Genomic DNA, 17,720 nt, shown 5'->3' with positions numbered 1-17,720 from the left:
ACGTTTATACTTAAAAGAGAACGAATGACAACAGAGAAAGCGAGTGAAGAAAATGACAAAAATCAATGCTGGCACAGCAATGATCAAGATTTTTGAAGTGTGGGGCATCGACCATATCTATGGAATCCCCGGTGGATCTTTCAACTCAACGATGGATGCTTTGTACCATGAACGGCAATCGGTCAAGTATATTCAAGTACGTCATGAAGAAGCAGGTGCGCTGGCAGCAGCGGCTGATGCCAAGCTAACGGGAAAAGTCGGTGCGGTTTTTGGTTCTGCTGGTCCGGGTGCCACCCATTTGATCAATGGCTTATATGATGCTCAAATGGATAACGTGCCCGTCGTTGCCTTGTTAGGACAAGTAGCTTCGAGCTCGATGAACTACAATGATTTTCAAGAAATGAATGAAAATCCGATGTTCGCAGATGTCAGTATTTACAATCGCACGGTCATGTCCCCTGAAAGTTTGCCCCACGTGGTGGACGAAGCCATTAAAGCCGCCTATAAATTTAAAGGCGTTGCTGTAGTAACGATCCCGGTCGATTACGGGTTTGCAGAAATCGACGAACACGAGAATGCAACCGCCAAAAATCATAAGACGGGTGTTCTCCAGCCGGATGAAGACAATTTACGAGCTGCCCTTTCTTATTTTGAACAAGCAAAAAAACCTGTCCTTTATATCGGACAAGGTCTCTTTGGTCATTTTGATGCCATCGATGCTTTCTCGAAGCATTTCTCAATGCCTGTAGCGGCTTCTGTCTTAGCCAAAGGCATCGTGCCTGATCTTTATGAAAACTTTCTTGGATTTGCCGGACGGGTTGCGACAAAACCAGCCAATGAAGCTTTGGCAGAAGCTGATCTCATCGTTTTTGTCGGCAGTGACTTCCCTTTTGGCCGCCGCTTTTTCAATCCTGATGCCAACTTTGTCCAAGTTGATATCGACGCCTCGAAATTTGGTCGTCGTCATCAGACGGATGTCTCCGTTTTAGGAGATGGTGCGACCGCTCTTAGAAAATGGACAGAGATGGCAGCCCCTCGTCCTGCAGATGCTTGGTTAAAAGCCAATCAAGAAAACTGTCGCAATTGGCATGCATGGCGCCATAGTTTTGACCATGATTCGCAAGTTCCTTTGCGTCCTGAACCTGTCTATCGAGAAATCAACCGTATCGCAGCTCCTGATGCCCTGTTTGTCACAGATGTTGGTAATGTGACGATCCACAGTATCCGACATTTAGAAATGACGGGTGAACAGCGTTTCACAACGTCTGGCTGGTTTGCGACAATGGGCAATGGTGTACCTGGTGGGATCGCCGCTCAATTGAGCTATCCGAATCGCCAAGTATTTACCTTTAGTGGGGATGGCGGTTTTGCGATGCAAATGCAAGACATCATTACTCAAGTGAAATATGATTTGCCAATCATCAACGTGGTCTTTTCCAATGACTCATTCGGCTTCATCGAAGCGGAGCAAGAAGATACCGAGCAAACCAAGTTCGGTGTGCAACTAGCCGGTGCTGATTTTGGTAAAGTTGGGGAAGCATTAGGTGCGAAAGGCTTCACGGTAACGAAGGCAGAAGAATTAGCATCCGTCTTTACACAAGCTAAGGAAAGCCACGGCCCCGTCGTGATCGATGTCAAGATCGCTAACGAACGACCTCTTCCCGTCGAAGAATTGAAACTGGATCCTAAACGCTTCAGTGCTGAAGAAATCGCAGCGTTTAAAGCAAAATACCAAGTCCATGATCTGCCAGCTTTGAGTGAGTTGTACGTGAATTCTGAGGAATAAAAAAAAAGAGAGAAAGACAGCAACCCTGTCCTTCTCTCTTTTTTTAATCGCTCATTTCGTGTTAATAATCCATCGCCTTACTTATTATAAATTTTCGGGCCTTTACGCATGTTTTTCCGATCATTTTTTGGGGATTCCATCTTTTTTGAACGGCCGCCGCCTTGTTTTTTCTTGATTAGTTCTAACATTTTTTCTTTTTGATCCATCGATTCCACCTCTATTTCTTAGCAATACGATCTGTCGGTTGAAAAGAAGTGTTCCTGACTTCTTTTATGTTTGCGAACAACTACTTTATTTCGATTGGGTTAGAAAACAAACGCTGCCTATTTACGTGTCTAGAGTCAGCAGTTCCTTTTGACATTTTTACTACCCTGATTTAATCTACTTTGATTTTGATTGTTTGTCAATGGCTCTTGAAAAAATCATGTGCTTTTGTTGCCTTCTCCCAAATAATAAACCACCATTTATTATATTATTTGATCATTTTATCTAATTAAATCGAATATTTTTATTATTTATTGGTATAATTATAACAGAATCTCTGTTCCTTTCTTTTGCTTCCTTCGTTCTTCTTCCGATTGTCTCCTAACTTTCGTCGTTCTCACAAATCACGCTATTTGAAAGGAGGTGGATATGTGCTGCACACTTATGCACCTGAGCAAATTTATTTGTATGTTTTGATTGGCTGTGCTATTTTAGCCTTTTTGCTGCTTCTGTTTGGGGATATCTTCGATTTCGACGGACCAGTCGATCCGATGTTAATTATTCCATGGTTTGCCTTTACAAGTCTCTTCGGTTACTTAGGAGAAACTTTTCTGTCTGGCTATTCGCTCCTACTTTTCGTCATTAGCGGCTGCCTTGCTACAGGGCTCGTTTTTCTCTTGAATTTTTACGTGCTGATTCCCATGCGAAATGCGGAAGCGACACTGTCAAGTTCTGAGAAAGATTTTGAAGGTCGCATCGCAACGGTGCTGACGCCGATTCCTTGTGAAGGAATGGGCGAAATTCAACTCACAAGTGTCACTGGTTCAAGCAATCGACCAGCTACGGCTTTCCAACCAATCGATGAACCATTAGCAGCTGGATCGAAGGTTTTGATTATTGAAGTCAAAGAACGAGTTTGCTACGTCGTTCCTTACACAAAAAAATTTTTGGATAACTAAACTAAATCACTAAAGAGGTGTATCTATGGATATTCTATTATCACCAATCGTTTTCCCGATCGCCATCGTGGCATTCATTTTATTAATGCTTTTGATCGTCTTTGTCACGAAATATCAAACAGCCAAGCCCGATGAAGCATTGATCATCAGCGGAAGCTATCTAGGTAGCAAAAATGTACACGCCGATGAAAGCAACAACAAAATCAAAATCGTGCGTGGTGGCGGAGCCTTTGTTTTGCCAGTATTTCAACGATCGAATCGAATCAGTTTGCTCTCCAGCAAGCTGGATGTCTCAACGCCGGAAGTCTACACTGAACAAGGGGTTCCCGTGATGTGTGACGGAACTTCCATTATTAAGATCGGCTCATCCGTGGAAGAAATTGCAACGGCAGCGGAACAATTTCTAGGAAAAACCCGTGAAGAATTAGAAAATGAAGCGCGGGAAGTGCTAGAAGGCCATTTGCGTTCGATCCTTGGTTCGATGACTGTGGAAGAAATTTATCAAAATCGCGACAAATTCAGCCAAAGTGTGCAAGAAGTAGCCTCTGTCGATCTAGCGAAAATGGGCTTGATCATTGTCTCCTTTACGATCAAAGAAGTACGAGACAAAAACGGCTATTTGGATTCTCTTGGAAAGCCTAGAATCGCCCAAGTCAAACGGGATGCTGAAATTGCGGAAGCTGAAGCACTGAAAGAAACCCGCATCAAAAAAGCCCAATCGGAACAAGAATCGCAAACAGCGGAATCAAAACGCATGACCGAAATCGCTGAAGCATTGAAGGAAAAAGAATTGAAGCTGGCGCTTTATAAGAAAGAACAAGACATCGCCAAAGCCGATGCCGATCAAGCCTATCATCTACAAAGTGCCATCATGAAACAAAAAGTCCGAGAACAAGAGATTGAAGTCGAAGTCGTTGAACGACAAAAACAAATCGAATTGGAAGAAAAAGAAATCTTGCGTCGTGAGAAGCAATTTGATTCAGAGATCAAGAAAAAAGCCGATGCGGATCGTTATGCGCTTGAACAAGAAGCGCTAGCCAAAAAAGCATCTGCCTTAGCTACCACTGAAGCCGAGCAATTTCGAACAGAGTCCTTGGCAAAAGCCGAAGCCGATAAGATTCGTTTGATCGGTTTGGCAGAAGCCGAAACCACTTTGGCGAAAGGAACGGCAGAAGCCGAAACGAAAGAAAAAGTCGCTGAAGCCTTCAAGAAATACGATGAAGCAGCCATTCTGAGCATGATCGTCGAGATCCTGCCACAATTAGTCAAAGAAGCAGCCGCACCATTATGCAATATCGATAAAATTTCAGTCGTTGATACAGGATCAGGTGAAGGTGGCGGTGCCAATCGTGTCACCAATTACGCCACCAATCTCTTATCGACCACACAAGAAACGTTGAAAGAAACCCTCGGTCTTGATGTGAAATCGTTGATTGAAAACTTCGCCGGTTCCACTACGAGCGAGCCGCCTCAAGAATAAGAAAACTGCTGTTAGTCTTCATCGCTTTACAAGCGACAAGGCGAACAGCAGTTTTTTTCTTACTCATTGCTATTATGCTTACTCAGTAACCTCTTTGACATATTTTGCAGGTACACCAGCCACGATCGTGCGCTCAGCGACATCTTTGGTCACCACCGACCCAGCAGCAATGATCGCATGGTCACCGATGGTCACACCGGCAACGATCGTTGCATTTGAGCCAATCCAGACATTCTTCCCAATCGTAATGGGGGCTGGATAAAGCGTGCTACGATCTTCAGGGTGAAGGCCATGATTCAAGGTAGCTAGAACAACGTTATGCCCAATTAGGGTATCATCACCGATCGTGATCCCTCCTTGGTCTTGAAAATGACAACCCGCATTGATAAAGACATCTTTGCCAATGCTGATATTCTTGCCATAATCTGTATAAAAGGGTGGAAACAGCGAAAAAGTCGGCTCAACTGGTTTTCCTGTTAATTGGGCAAAAAGTTCTTGTAACTCATCAGACTCATGGTAGACTGTATTGATTTTCATCGTGATTTTTCTCGCCTTAGCACTCAGAGCTACCATTTGTTTGGAAGCTTGCGAACCGGCAAGTAAGGGTTCGCCACTTGCCATGAGTTTGTTTAATTGATCGATCGTCATGTGTTTTTCTCCTATTCATTTGTTATTCACGAGGATTTCTTAACGAAAAAATAACCTCTACGTCTTCCGCCCCAAGTACTTCTTTTAACCCCGTCGGATCTTCAATGACACCGATACGATTATAACCACCATAAGAATTGGTAAAGGTCTGATAAAACAGCACCAACGTATGACTATTCCAGCTCATGATTTCTCCTTCGTGAATGATCTCCGGCCGTTCTGTAGTCATTTCTGGCAAATTCTCAGAAAAACGATGATATTTCTCGTTGTTGTTCAAATCACTCATTGTCACCGTAAAGGGCATTTGATTCATTAGGTGCTCAGACACCTCATTTTCATAAAACTTCGCTAGAAAATCCTGTTGACCAACCGTAATGACGACAGCTGTTGCTGCTGAAAACTGCTGGACATTCTCTTGGCTAGCTTCCGATGAAGTTTCGTTAGCGGATTGCATATTGGTTCTCTCTGTTTCGCTTGTCCCACAGGCACTTAATAAGAACAGCAAAATAGCGGATATCAATTTTATAAGCATCTCTTCGCTCCTTTCTGGTGATGATTCTATGTAGAAGCGGGCAACTGAATGCGTATTTTCAAAAAAACACGACTGCTCAGCAGAGGCAGAGTGACCGAACAGTCGTGAAGATCGTTGTGGCTATTTAGTTCAAATGTTCTTGGAAGAATTGGGTCATTTGATCAAAAGGAATTACGTCTGTTTGATCATATAGATCAACGTGCGAAGCATTAGGAATGACCGTCAACTCTTTGTTATCGCCTTGTAATTGTTCAAAGGCGTCTTGACTGAAGTAAAGAGAGTGGGCTTCTTCCCCATGTAGTAATAAAACGGCGCTTTGGATCTCATCGATATACGACAAGAGCGGCATATTTAAGAACGACAGCGATGATGTCACGTTCCAACCGTCATTAGAATTTAACGAACGTTCATGATAGCCGCGTTCCGTTTTGTAGTAATCGAAATAATCTTGCATAAAGACCGGTGCATCCTCCGGTAGTGTATCTGGCACTCCACCTGCTCTTTCGTAGCTACCGTTAGCAAAATCGACTGTCCGCTGGGCGTTCAGCTGTTGGCGCAATTCATGACGTCCTTCAGCCCCCATCTCATCAAAATACCCCTGAGCATTGACTCTCGACATGTCATACATCGTGGCGGAAACCGTCGCTCTCACACGGGTATCAATGGCTGCGGCATTCAATGCCATCCCGCCCCAACCGCAAATTCCGATCAAGCCGATTCTTTCTTCATCTACATTTTCTTGGACTGACAAAAAATCGACTGCTGCCTGAAAGTCTTCTGTATTGATATCTGGTGATGCCACATAGCGTGGTTCCCCACCGCTTTCGCCTGTGTATGAAGGATCAAAAGCGATCGTAACAAAACCTCGTTCAGCCATCGTTTGGGCATATAGACCAGATGTCTGTTCTTTGACTGCCCCAAAGGGTCCGCTAACCGCGATTGCTGGAAGTGGTCCTTGCGCATCAATTGGTTCATAAAGATCAGCAACTAAAGTGATGCCGTAGCGATTTTCAAAAGTTACTTTTCGGTGATTCACCGTGTCACTTTCTGGGAAAACTTTGTCCCATTCATCTGTAAATGAAACATTTTCTGTCATCGTTTCTCCTCCTGAACTGGCTTGTGTTGCTTCGTTTGCCGCCTCGTTATTGCTGCTGCAAGCACCTAAAATAAGTGGTGCTAGCATCAATAGTGATACAAGTGCCTTTTTTTGCCAATTTTTCATTTCATTCGCCTTCTTTCATGGTCAATCATCCTGTACCTTAGGGCGACATATACAACTCCTTTTCTCTTTTGATCTTTTGTTTGTTACCAGCAACTCATAGATCAAAAGAGTGATTCTCGGATTAAATCTATTGTACTTCGCGGTCTTTTCCATGTAAAATATCAATATCAAATACCTAACTATTCATTATACGAATAACAAGAGGAGCATTTTAAATGGAATTAAAAAATCTGACCACCTTTTTAGCAGTTGCAGAAAAAGAGACAATTTCGGCTGCCGCAAAACATCTGCATCTTTCTCAACCTTCCTTGTCCCGACAATTGATGGAGCTAGAAAAAGAATTAGGCGTGACGTTGTTCACCCGAGGCAATCGCAAAATCACACTAACAGAAGACGGACTGTTGTTTCGTAAACGGGCGGAAGAAATCGTAGAATTATTAGAAAAGACCCGCTCAGAATTTTTGTCGCCTCGAGATACGATCGCCGGCAATGTATCGATCGGAGCTGGAGAAACTTATGTGATTCAGTTGCTAGGAGCAATCATCAAAGAAATCCAAGCTGAATACCCTAACATCAAATTTCACTTTTATAGCGGCAACGCCGATGAGGTCAAAGAACGATTGGATAAAGGATTGTTGGATTTCGGTGTCGTAATCAGTCCAGCAGACGTCAAAAAGTACCATTCCTTACGCTTACCTGCCAAAGATACCTGGGGCGTGTTGATGCGAAAAGACAGTCCTCTAGCTGTCAACGAAGTCATTACCCCAAAAGATCTCTGGGACGTTCCCTTGATTACTTCGCGACAAAGTTTGGTCAGCAGTGAACTTTCTAAATGGTTGAAAAAAGACCTGAAAAAATTGACGGTCGTCGCCACATATAACCTAGTTTACAATGCATCAAAGCTGGTAGAAGAAGGTGTCGGTTACGGATTGACTCTAGATAAATTAGTCAACTTCGCCCCAGATAGCCAATTGTGTTTTAGAAAATTGAGCCCAGCACTGGAATCAAACCTTGACGTCATTTGGAAAAACACTCAAGTTTTTTCAAAAGCTTCTGGACTTTTCTTGGAGCGGATGAAGGAACAGTTTTCGTAGGATAGGTATTGAAAAACAAAAAACGAAGTGTTTCATCTTTCACATGAAACACCTCGTTTTTCTTTATTAAATGAGATGATTTATTGGCTAAAATCAGTTAAGGCATTCCCGTTCTTTAACTTGGACGTCTTTTTCCATCCACTGAAATAGATGAAAAAATAGCCTATCTCCTTTAAATCACGACTCTTTATTACGAGACTTCCTAAAAAGCCATTGCGCATTCCGATAGCTATGGGTAAAAATATACAAATTTCCTTAGCTTTTAAGAACGACAAATATAAGAATTTTATTTTTTCGAAAGAAAATTGCTTAAATAGAATGCTTTCGAAACTCAGCGATTTGGTAAATATCACTCAAAGGAACGTCACTCGCTACATCAAAAATCACAGAAAAAAACTTCATTTTCGTGCCATTGGTCGGCGCCTTATGAATCCTTTCTTTTGTGTCATCACTGATTGGTAGAGACAATAACTGTGTTCGGACTTTCTCGCTAAAGTGAAAGGAGACTTTGAAGAAGCCCTCCCACATCGAAAGCCAAAAAATTGGTTTCACTTTATTCGTCCCACGAGTCGTTGTCCATTTGTATTCACCTTTGGACAACCACGCTTTTCCATCTTGGTAATAGCGCCAATCCATAAGAGAGATGCCCTCGTTTTCAAGCGTTTCGACAAAACGTTGATAAATGGCATATCCCTCACCCAGTGATTCCGCAATCAGTTGCTCTGTTGGTTTCACGTTTTTGTCTCGAAACAATTGCTCTTTGCCTTCCATCCTTTCGCTCAACTCCTTGCGCTTTTTTTAGGTTTTTGCTACGTTACAATTTAATTTTGTTGATATCATCAGTGATGACCCAATCGTCCATATTTTTTTCACGATTGTACTGAAATGGCGTTATTTCTTCTAATTCAGCGATTTCATAGACCGCTAGATACTTTTTCCCTGCCCAACGATCGACTTGCTTTTTCGATAGATTCAACTCTTTTTCATAGCGTTCTACAAAATCTATGGATTCTTCTTTCGTCATCTTTTCAGATTCAGTCACATTGGCAATGATGCCCCGATGAGTGATGGTCAAATCGCCGCCGGTCTCCACAAAATAAACAAGATCGTTGATTTTGGCTCTTCCTCCTAAGGGTGATTTTCTGCCAGCTGCCCCCCGAATGATCATTGTTTTGTCGCCATGAATCAGTTTCTCAAGCTCTTTGGCTTCCTTATTTAAATAGACCAAATGTTCTGCCCGCCCAGCTTTTCCTTGATACCATTCTGCTGTTTTTGTCATAAGAAGTTCCTCTTTTCATATGAATTGTTTTTTAGCGTTGTCCATTCCATACTGAATGGTTATTGGAACATTTTTTCAATCGTGTATAGGTGAGAGCTGCAACTGTTTCGATTGATGAATGAATAAAAACATTTGTGCAAAGGCATCTGGGATACCGCATTGGTCAAATGTTTCCGCATCTTCTTTCGTTTCGAACTTGGTGATGTCAGCCCAAATTTCTCAATCTACTAATCATTAAAAAGAACGGTATCCTCTTTGTTTGAAAATGTATTCACGGTTGAATTGTTCAACGACTGGAACAAATTCTGCTGTTGAAGCACCTTTTATTAATTTGTATAAGTTATGAAATGCAACCTGTCCCATCGTGTGTTCCTCCTTTCCGATTCCCTCAAGAAACAGAGCATTTAAACAACTAATAGTCGTCGATTCAACATTCGAATGACTTTTTAACATCCCGTTGTATTTTTCCCTATAATTTCTAAACAGTTGCAACAAAAAGTCCGTTCATCTGAAGAGCATCCGATACTAAAACGATCACTCAATCACTTCCCCTAAAAGCTTGTCGTGGGGAACGATCAAACATTTCTCGATTGCTTTCCAATAGCTTTCATACAGCCTTTTTTGGGCTTTGCCATAGTTTTCTTCGGTATCAAACTCCCAATTGTGGGCATATTTCACACATTTTATGACTCTTGTCAATGGATCAGGCAGGCGTCCTTCCTTGATGGTGCTCATTTCTTTAATGTAATGGGTTCGTTTCATTAATCGAAAGAACAAAGCCCCCTCCATGGCCTTCATTGCCTCTGTTGCTTCCTGCATGATTGCTTCAAAGGTATCGACTTCACTTGGTTTTACTTGATAAATACTGATTTCTGAAAACACTCCGACCGCTCCTTTCACTTGTGATTTTCTTCTCAATTATAGTATACCAAGTTTACGCCGTTGATAGTTTGGTCATTTTATTCATTTCTCATTTATCTTCCGTTTATTATTGATTTGGCCTCCTATATGCGGGATCAAATTGCTAGATTTTAAATTCATAAAAGACTAGCAGCCAAGCTTTATCCGTAGTCACCTGCTCGCCATAGTCATTAAAAGGATCATAAAGCTTTCGCCTACAAAAAAAGCAATCAACTTTTGACAGTAGACTGCTTTTTCTTAACGCTCATTATTGCAAAAAGAACGGTTTTAGCTCTGTCTCGATAAAGTCGATTCGATCAAAGACAGTTGGCTTAAAATAAGCCGTAATAGCAATGACGCAATCTGATTCGGGATCAATATAAAGGACATTTCCGCTATTACCGATGGCGGCATAGGTGCTTTTCTCAGTATCCAAAATCCACCACAAATATCCATAACTCATGTTTTGAAATTTCTCTATGTTTGTCTCTAGCGGATTGACCATTTCAGTGAGCCATTGTGAGGAAATCACTTGTTTCCCTTGATGGATGCCTTGGTTCAAGCATAGCTCACCGATTTTGGCTAAATCTTTTGCTGAAAGGCATAGCCCGTAACCTGCCGCCCCAATATTTAAAGGATCGCAAAACCAAACTGGTTTTTTTGGTGCCTTGCTCATTGTAAAGTGCTTATGTTCTTGTGCCGTTTTCGCATAATAATTGGTTATTTCGGCTACACCAAGAGGGCGAAATAAATAATGGTTCGCATAATCAACGGTCGTCATTCCAGAAGCTTTCTCTAACAAACCAGTGAGGATCTGCAGACAAACGGTTTGATAATTGAATTCATTTGTCACTCCTTTTCTTCCTCCCAATAAATCAAGGGAGGCGCTGGTCCAGTCGTCACTCGAACAAACTTTTGTCCATGGATCACCTTTGCATTTATACGGGGCTCGCATCGTTAATAGGTGTTTGATGGTAATATCGTGAATCGTTTTTTCGCCCCGTTTTACGGAATAGTCTGGAAAATAATCGAGTACTTTGTCATTGACACTCCTGATGAGGCCTTGATCTATCGCTATTCCGATTAGTAGAGAAACGATACTTTTCGTAGCGGACATAAGGTGGCAAGTATCGTCTGGCTTATACTCATGCCATTCATCCGAGTAAACTTCCTTTCCATTTTGGTAGGCAGAAATTTGGCAAATATTGGGCTGGTTTTTACTGATACATGCATGCAGTTCTTGTCTGTTCATTTGTGAAGCCTCCCTTCAAAGATAAGCATAGTACCATTAAAAATTGTTTTCAATGTTATTTTTAAAATTGTTTTTGAAAGGACTTTTAAAAGACTACTTCAGAGGAACAAACAAAAAAGGCCCTCAATGATAGAGGTACCTTACATAAAACTTTCGAATATCGATTTTTGATTTCTATCCAGTTTTTTTGCGAGTATCTTTATCAGCAATTCTTCTAATGCTGAAATAGTGCCGATGACTCCCAAAATCAAGACAACAATTCTTTCATGGAATATTATGAGCAGCAATGGAAAAATACATAAAAGAAATCCGACTGCTTTGTTGAGCCATGTATGCAGACTGCTAAAAGACTGAAATTTTACATAGCCAATCAGATAACTGACGAAGCGGATGATAGCGATCACCAAGATCCAAACCATGATCGTTTGGGTTTCCAAAAGCTGCGGTAGAAAAGAAAGAAAGACAGCGAGAAAAAAGCTTACATCTGCGAAACTATCTAGTAAGGCACCGACCTCACTCGTGAGGTTCATCCTTCTTGCTAGTAGCCCATCGACAAGGTCACTTAAAAAACAATAGGAATAAAGCAGCCAAAACCAGCCAGACATTGGCTGAAGGAATAGTAAAAGTGGTGCTAGAATCAGTCGAGAAGTAGTAATGATATTGGGTAATTGCTTCATTTGTTCCCCCTGAAATACATTTTCTGAATACCTAAGATTGTTGCAAGTTTTTTAAAGAAGCTCAGAAACGTTAAAATGTTCTTTCTTCTAAGCATTTCGGCGATGCCCCCTATCAAAGTCTCACAGCTAGTCCCTAATGCTCCTATAAAAATCGTATCCGTTCTGTACTATCTGGTATCTGATTCCGAACTTTTATCCATCGTCCTGCTCGGTAAACCTCGTATTCTTCAAAGCGACAAGGCAGCCCTTTTGCATAGGCGATATCGTTACTGTCCATCACTTGAAAATGCAAATGAGGTGAAGTCGAATTGCCGGAATGCCCGACATTGCCAATCACCATCCCTTTGGTGATTTTTTGTCCTACGGAAACTTTGATGGATCCTTTTTGCAAATGGACGAATGCCATATATACGCCCTCAGAAGCTTTTATCACAATGTAGTTGCCAGCTATTTGTTGATACTCATCTTTTTGTTCATTAAAAAACAAGCCATTTTTTAAAGCGATCGAAAAATCGACAACCCAATGAACGACTTTGCGTTCCTGATAGCCCTCTCTTACAACAATCACTTCACCATCACAGGGCGCATAGATTTCTTTGCCCCAACAATAACAGTTCTCAAGGGGAACTCCTAAGAAGAAATAGCGCAGAAAGCTTCGGTCGTGAAAAGCTTTTGTTTTCCCCTCAAAATCGACTTGTAAAAAATCAAACGCATAACGTAACCCCATTCGATCGGTGCCATGACTAGGAATCTTCTTGGCTGGTGTAGTCGGCGCAAGCCACTCACCTCTTAAGGGAAATTCAATGGTTATCGACTGCTCTTTCATAGGACTTTCTCCTTTTTGGATCACATGATCTCTTTTATTTGGAAATGACTATCAGCCTCGCGGCAATCTATACCTGTGCTTTACTCCTTTTCACTATAGGTCACCTAAGCCTTTTTTTCAACTCTAAAAAAGTGGGCTAATAGGAGTAGCTAAAAAAAACACCTCAATCATATAGTGATTCCAAAAAGTTAGATCAAAAATTCTAACTTCTAGAAGTCGCTTCATGGATGAGGCGTTCTCACATTCTATTTTACTGTAGGTCCTGTCGGTGACGACTCGTTCGACTAACTTTTTTTAACGGCTATTGTTTTCGCTCCACAAGTCGGTAGTAGACTCTTGCAGTGATGAAATACACCATTAAATAGATCATTGTAAACAGCAGAACAGAGATCATCGATACCGTAATCAATAAGTTGCGATCTGTCAGACCAAAAAGAAGCAACAACTTCCGAATCATCGGCAAAGCAAATGCGAGATGGATGATCGCTGCCGCCAATGGAAATGAGAAAATCATCAAGACTTGCTGCTGGATCACTTGTTTGACTTCCTTATGGCTTAACCCAACTTTTTGCAAGATCTCGAAGCGTTCTTTGTCCTCCATCCCTTCGGAAACTTGTTTATAATAAATGATCAATGCGGCAGCTAAAATAAAGACCACACCAAAAATCAAGCCTAAGAAGAAGAAGCCGCCGGTAAAGGTTTTGGTCTCACCTTCAAAAAGATCTTTTGACTGAACGCTCGCATGAGCATCTGCTGCCAGAAGTTCGCTGCGAATCTCTTTTGCGATCGCTTCGCGATCGCTTGCTTCTGCTGTTTGAAAATTAAAGACTGTTGTTGTCACTGGTTGCTGGTAAAGTTGAAAATCATTATTTTGATACCAAGAGCTTAGCTTTTCGGCAAGCCATTGATCATCCACCACGAGAACAAGATGCTGAACCGGGTTTTCTGTTTTCGTGAATGTTGGCAGTTCTTTCAATTCCCGCAAGCGAAATTGACGATCATCGATCGTCGTCTTTTCTGGTAATGCTTGTTGGGTCCAAGTTGCGGGAAAAACGAATAGTTCATCGTCAGCGGGTCCTGTTTTCCCGGTGATTTCATGGTATTCAGAACTGGTAAGAAAAATAAGATACACGGCTTTATCTAAACTACCGCTATTTTCTTCAAAAGTGGTTGAGGGAACAAAATTTGGTTCCTCAAAGGTAAAAAGCAACGGTCTTGTTGTAGTGACTTGCTGGCGCTCTTTGATCGTTAGCTTCTCTTCAAGTCCATCAATCACTGTGTTGATTTGCTGGGAATCAGCCGCTGACTCAATTTGAACATCGTAAGGAAAACGGGTTTCGATCACATTCTTTTGTCCAAAATAAAGACTGGCGGTCGTAGCAACTGTCACTAACACCATCGTTGATAAAATACAAATACTTGCTAAACCAGCCGCATTTTGTTTCATCCGATACAGCATGGTAGAGACATTGATAAAATGGGTCGTTTGATAATAATAGGTCGTTCGTTTTCTTAAAAACTGCAACGCTTTGATACTGCCAGAAATAAACAACAGATAGGTGGCTAAAATCACGAGGATCACTGCGACAAAGAACAGGCCTAAGGCACTGATGGGAGACTTGATCGTCACAGAGATCGTATAGCCGGCTACTAAACAAAGGACACCTAATAGTGCTAAAATGCCTTTCGCACGAGGCTCTTTTTCATTACGCTTGCTTCCCTGTAGCAGTTGAAGTGGGTTGGTTTTGCGTACTTGCAACAGGTCAATTAAAAATAGACAACCAAACACGCACATAAAATAGAGGATCACAAATCCAATGCTCTCAAATGAAAGTTTAAAAACAAAGAATTCGCCTACGGCTAAGATTTTCTTCAGGATCAAAAATCCTAATCGTGCAAACAATAAGCCACTGATCAGTCCGGCCGCAAGACTAATAAGAAAACTGTAAAAGAGTTCCCAAAAGACCACGAAGGCTATCTCGCGTTTTCCTAGTCCCAAAACATTGTAGAGCCCAAATTCTTTTTTTCGCTGCTTGATCAAAAAGTTATTGGTGTAAAAGGAAAAGATCGCCGCAAAGATCATCAGGATGATATTTCCTAAATGAAACATGAAAATGGCGCTTTGACTACTAGGAAGTTCCTTCATCCCCGGATTGTTCACGATGATTTGCGTCATCATCAAAACAGCTACCAAGAAACTCATGGATACTAAAAAGGGTGTGTAGGCTTTGGCATTTTTACGTAAATTGGAGAAGGCGATTTTTTGAAAGAACATTCGTTACTCCTCCTTCGCAAAAACAGCAGTCATTGTTTCGGCGATTGCTTCTAGAAAAGCGGTATCACTCCGTTCTCCTCGATACAACTGGTGAAATACATACCCGTCTTTGATAAACAAGACGCGTTGTGCGCGACTGGCTGCGATCGAACTGTGGGTGACCATCACGATCGTCTGTCCGTTTTGATTGATCTGCTGAAATAATGTCAGTAGTTGATCAGAGGTTTTCGAATCCAGCGCTCCGGTTGGCTCATCTGCTAATAGCAGTTCTGGTTTTGTGATGATCGCTCGTGCGACGGCAACACGTTGCTTTTGTCCGCCAGACAATTCATACGGGTAATGCTGCAATAAATCGGCGATCCCTAAAGTTTGTACAATAGGCTGAAGCTGCAATTCCATTTGTTTGACGCAAACTTTCGATAAAACTAATGGCAATAAAATATTGTCCTTTACCGTAAAAGTGTCCAATAAATTAAAGTCTTGAAAGACAAAGCCTAAGTGATCCCGTCGAAAACTTGCTGCATCTTTTTCTTTGATGGTGGTCAAATCGATGCCATTCAGCTGCATCTCACCCGCTGTCGGTTGGTCTAACGTCGCCATCAAGTTCAGTAGCGTACTCTTCCCCGAACCTGATTCCCCCATGATAGCTACATATTCCCCTTCTTCTACCTTAAAGGTGATATTCTTCAACGCTTCGACGGGTTGCCCATTCAGTTGGCTTTGATAGATTTTTTTAACTTGTTGAATGTTTAAAAGTGTCATCTTGTTCCCTCCCTCCTATTTAGAATAAGCTGACGAGCAGAAAAAAGCGACTTACAATAAAAACCGCAAACTTACAGTGTTGAAAGTTTGCGGTTACTCGCTATTTGTGGTGGGAAAATGAAGCGTGACGGTAGTTCCCTGTCCAACTTCAGAATCAATCGATAAACGGCAGCCGATTTTTTCAGCCGCTTGTTGACTCATATATAAGCCTAGCCCGCTCGCTCGTTGCTGAAACCGACCATTGTGTCCCGTATACCCTTTCTCAAAAACCCGCGGCAAGTCTTCCTTACGAATACCAAGGCCGCTATCTTGAATCACCAAGGCATTGTCTTTAGTGAAAACATTAATGCCACCGGTTTCGGTATACTTCAAGCTGTTGAAAAGAACCTGTTCAAAAATAAAAATGAGCCACTTTCGATCAGATGTCACCGTCAAATCCACTGCCATATCCAGTTGCAGATTCTTTTTCGAGAAAAACAAGGCATACTTTTTGATTGTTTGACGAACAAGGGGCGCTAAAGCAATCGACTCAAAGACAAAATCATCATTCGCTAAATTTTGTCGCAAGTAATTCAACATCATTTGCAAGTAATCGTTCACCTTAAATAATTCCGCTTTGACCTCCGTCGGTGACAGGGTATCGCTTTGAACCAAAAGATCTAGCGCCGCTAGAGGTGTTTTGATTTGATGAAGCCACAAACCGAAATCTTCATAAATTTCTTCATTTTTCATGGTTGCTTTGTAATCGGACAGCGTTTTTTCTTTTGCCAGCTGCCTTAGAAGGGCTTGGTATTCGTCTTCTAAACGATTTCGAGTGGCAGGCAAGAACGCCAACGCCGCTTCCGTCATACATTCTTTTCTTAATAAATGCTGTAGCTGCTTTCTTTTTTGTGCGTAACGAAAATAATGAAAAAGGGAAAGACCTCCTAAAATCACCCCTGAAAAAACCGCATAGTCAATGAAGGGTTCTAATGGAAGGCTGTGAAGAAAGAATAACCCTAGTAGACCCGCACTAAATAGCAGGTAAACGAGATAAAACTTTCCATACAACACGAAATATTCTTTCACATTAGTCATAGGCGTGTTCCTTTTCTATCAAATAGCCTTTATTCTTTACCGTTTGGATCAAATCGGATAGTTCGATCTGGCTCAATTTTTTTCGCAAACGAGTCATATTGACTGCTAATGTATTGTTATCGATGAACTCTTCACTATTCCAGAGCATTTCAATGATGGTCTCTTTGGCTACGATCTTCCCTCGATGCTGCAAAAGCAAGGAAAGAATCCGAGCTTCATTTGGAGAAAGCGGCAACTGTTCCCCCTGATTTTTTAATATATTTTCTGTTGGATAAAAGGTTACTTGCCCTATGTCAAAGGTCAGCGCTTGTTGGTGGCTATACTGATAGCTGCGCCGCAGCAACGCTTGGATTTTTGCCAAAACGAAGGCTAAATCAAAGGGTTTTGTTAAATAATCATCCGCCCCCATGTTCATCGCCATGATTTGATTCATCTGCTGATCCATCGACGAAAGAAAAATGATCGGTACTTCTGACGCCTTGCGAATTTCTTGGCACCAATGATACCCATTGTAATAAGGCAAGGAGATATCTAAAAGAACGAGATCAGGTTTGATGTCGTGAAACTCTTGCAAGAGTTCAGCAAAATTCTTGGCCGAATGGCATTCGTATCCCCACTGCTGCAAATAATCGGCTAAAACAGAGACGATCGTCGCATCATCTTCAACCAGATAGATTTTTTGCATGTCTTTCTCCCCTCTGTTGATTATTCGGTCGGTTCTTTAGAGACAGTGTACCAGAAAAGAAA

At 41.7% G+C, this 17,720-nt stretch carries 19 protein-coding genes; 4 read left to right on the top strand and 15 right to left on the bottom strand.

Annotated elements, in window-relative coordinates:
• Positions 1–52 precede the first annotated feature (52 nt).
• A complete protein-coding gene (gene spxB, locus IGI88_RS17395) occupies positions 53–1,786 on the top strand; it encodes a pyruvate oxidase (protein WP_429960029.1) in 1,734 nt (577 codons plus the stop codon).
• Between the two features lie 77 nt (positions 1,787–1,863).
• Here the strand turns inward: spxB and IGI88_RS17390 are convergent, their stop codons facing one another.
• Positions 1,864–1,992, bottom strand: coding sequence for a hypothetical protein (locus IGI88_RS17390; protein WP_005236316.1), 129 nt, complete (start codon positions 1,990–1,992; stop codon positions 1,864–1,866).
• Between the two features lie 411 nt (positions 1,993–2,403).
• Here IGI88_RS17390 and IGI88_RS17385 point away from each other — a divergent pair, with 411 nt between their 5' ends.
• Positions 2,404–2,949, top strand: coding sequence for an NfeD family protein (locus IGI88_RS17385; RefSeq protein WP_016613363.1), 546 nt, complete (start codon positions 2,404–2,406; stop codon positions 2,947–2,949).
• Between the two features lie 25 nt (positions 2,950–2,974).
• Entirely contained in the window at positions 2,975–4,429 is a 1,455-nt protein-coding gene (locus tag IGI88_RS17380; protein ID WP_429960030.1) for a flotillin family protein, read from the top strand.
• A 78-nt stretch (positions 4,430–4,507) separates the two neighbouring features.
• Here the strand turns inward: IGI88_RS17380 and IGI88_RS17375 are convergent, their stop codons facing one another.
• The 3 genes from IGI88_RS17375 to IGI88_RS17365 form a co-directional block, all read right to left on the bottom strand.
• Positions 4,508–5,077, bottom strand: coding sequence for a sugar O-acetyltransferase (locus IGI88_RS17375; protein ID WP_005236324.1), 570 nt, complete (start codon positions 5,075–5,077; stop codon positions 4,508–4,510).
• A gap of 22 nt (positions 5,078–5,099) precedes the next feature.
• On the bottom strand, positions 5,100–5,609 hold the full coding sequence (locus tag IGI88_RS17370; RefSeq protein WP_429960031.1) for a cyclophilin-like fold protein: 510 nt from the start codon (positions 5,607–5,609) through the stop codon (positions 5,100–5,102).
• A gap of 124 nt (positions 5,610–5,733) precedes the next feature.
• Positions 5,734–6,831 (bottom strand): alpha/beta hydrolase, encoded by a 1,098-nt coding sequence (locus tag IGI88_RS17365; protein ID WP_008381394.1) that lies wholly within the window; start codon positions 6,829–6,831, stop codon positions 5,734–5,736.
• A 215-nt stretch (positions 6,832–7,046) separates the two neighbouring features.
• On the opposite strand from IGI88_RS17365, the gene IGI88_RS17360 reads away from it, so the two are divergent.
• The gene (locus tag IGI88_RS17360; RefSeq protein WP_016613358.1) at positions 7,047–7,925 is read left to right on the top strand and encodes a LysR family transcriptional regulator; all 879 of its coding nucleotides are present in this window, start codon (positions 7,047–7,049) and stop codon (positions 7,923–7,925) included.
• Positions 7,926–8,234: 309 nt separating this feature from the next.
• Here the strand turns inward: IGI88_RS17360 and IGI88_RS17355 are convergent, their stop codons facing one another.
• The 11 genes from IGI88_RS17355 to IGI88_RS17305 form a co-directional block, all read right to left on the bottom strand.
• Entirely contained in the window at positions 8,235–8,696 is a 462-nt protein-coding gene (locus IGI88_RS17355) for a DUF3788 domain-containing protein (RefSeq protein ID WP_005236333.1), read from the bottom strand.
• A gap of 43 nt (positions 8,697–8,739) precedes the next feature.
• Positions 8,740–9,204 carry a hypothetical protein gene (locus IGI88_RS17350; RefSeq protein WP_008381399.1) on the bottom strand — a complete coding sequence of 155 codons (465 nt, stop codon included), beginning with the start codon at positions 9,202–9,204 and terminating at the stop codon, positions 8,740–8,742.
• Positions 9,205–9,438: 234 nt separating this feature from the next.
• On the bottom strand, positions 9,439–9,567 hold the full coding sequence (locus tag IGI88_RS17345; RefSeq protein WP_429960032.1) for a hypothetical protein: 129 nt from the start codon (positions 9,565–9,567) through the stop codon (positions 9,439–9,441).
• Between the two features lie 171 nt (positions 9,568–9,738).
• The gene (locus IGI88_RS17340; RefSeq protein ID WP_429960833.1) at positions 9,739–10,104 is read right to left on the bottom strand and encodes a hypothetical protein; all 366 of its coding nucleotides are present in this window, start codon (positions 10,102–10,104) and stop codon (positions 9,739–9,741) included.
• Positions 10,105–10,372: 268 nt separating this feature from the next.
• Entirely contained in the window at positions 10,373–11,356 is a 984-nt protein-coding gene (locus IGI88_RS17335) for a serine hydrolase domain-containing protein (RefSeq protein WP_275626145.1), read from the bottom strand.
• Between the two features lie 140 nt (positions 11,357–11,496).
• Positions 11,497–12,033: a CDP-alcohol phosphatidyltransferase family protein gene (locus IGI88_RS17330; protein ID WP_429960033.1), complete on the bottom strand. Its 537-nt coding sequence runs from the start codon at positions 12,031–12,033 to the stop codon at positions 11,497–11,499.
• 142 nt (positions 12,034–12,175) lie between these two features.
• Positions 12,176–12,859 carry a M23 family metallopeptidase gene (locus IGI88_RS17325; RefSeq protein WP_275626146.1) on the bottom strand — a complete coding sequence of 228 codons (684 nt, stop codon included), beginning with the start codon at positions 12,857–12,859 and terminating at the stop codon, positions 12,176–12,178.
• 301 nt (positions 12,860–13,160) lie between these two features.
• Positions 13,161–15,134 (bottom strand): FtsX-like permease family protein, encoded by a 1,974-nt coding sequence (locus IGI88_RS17320; RefSeq protein WP_429960034.1) that lies wholly within the window; start codon positions 15,132–15,134, stop codon positions 13,161–13,163.
• A 3-nt stretch (positions 15,135–15,137) separates the two neighbouring features.
• Positions 15,138–15,896: an ABC transporter ATP-binding protein gene (locus IGI88_RS17315; protein WP_086332323.1), complete on the bottom strand. Its 759-nt coding sequence runs from the start codon at positions 15,894–15,896 to the stop codon at positions 15,138–15,140.
• A 93-nt stretch (positions 15,897–15,989) separates the two neighbouring features.
• Positions 15,990–16,973, bottom strand: coding sequence for a sensor histidine kinase (locus IGI88_RS17310; RefSeq protein WP_429960035.1), 984 nt, complete (start codon positions 16,971–16,973; stop codon positions 15,990–15,992).
• Entirely contained in the window at positions 16,966–17,658 is a 693-nt protein-coding gene (locus IGI88_RS17305; protein WP_008381414.1) for a response regulator transcription factor, read from the bottom strand. Before IGI88_RS17305 ends, IGI88_RS17310 begins: the two co-directional genes overlap by 8 nt.
• Between the last annotated feature and the right edge of the window lie 62 nt (positions 17,659–17,720).

It is taken from the genome of Enterococcus sp. AZ179 (assembly GCF_050498885.1).
In the GTDB taxonomy this organism is placed as follows: Bacteria; Bacillota; Bacilli; order Lactobacillales; family Enterococcaceae; genus Enterococcus_D; species Enterococcus_D entomosocium.
This window is presented reverse-complemented; position numbering and strand designations above follow the sequence as displayed.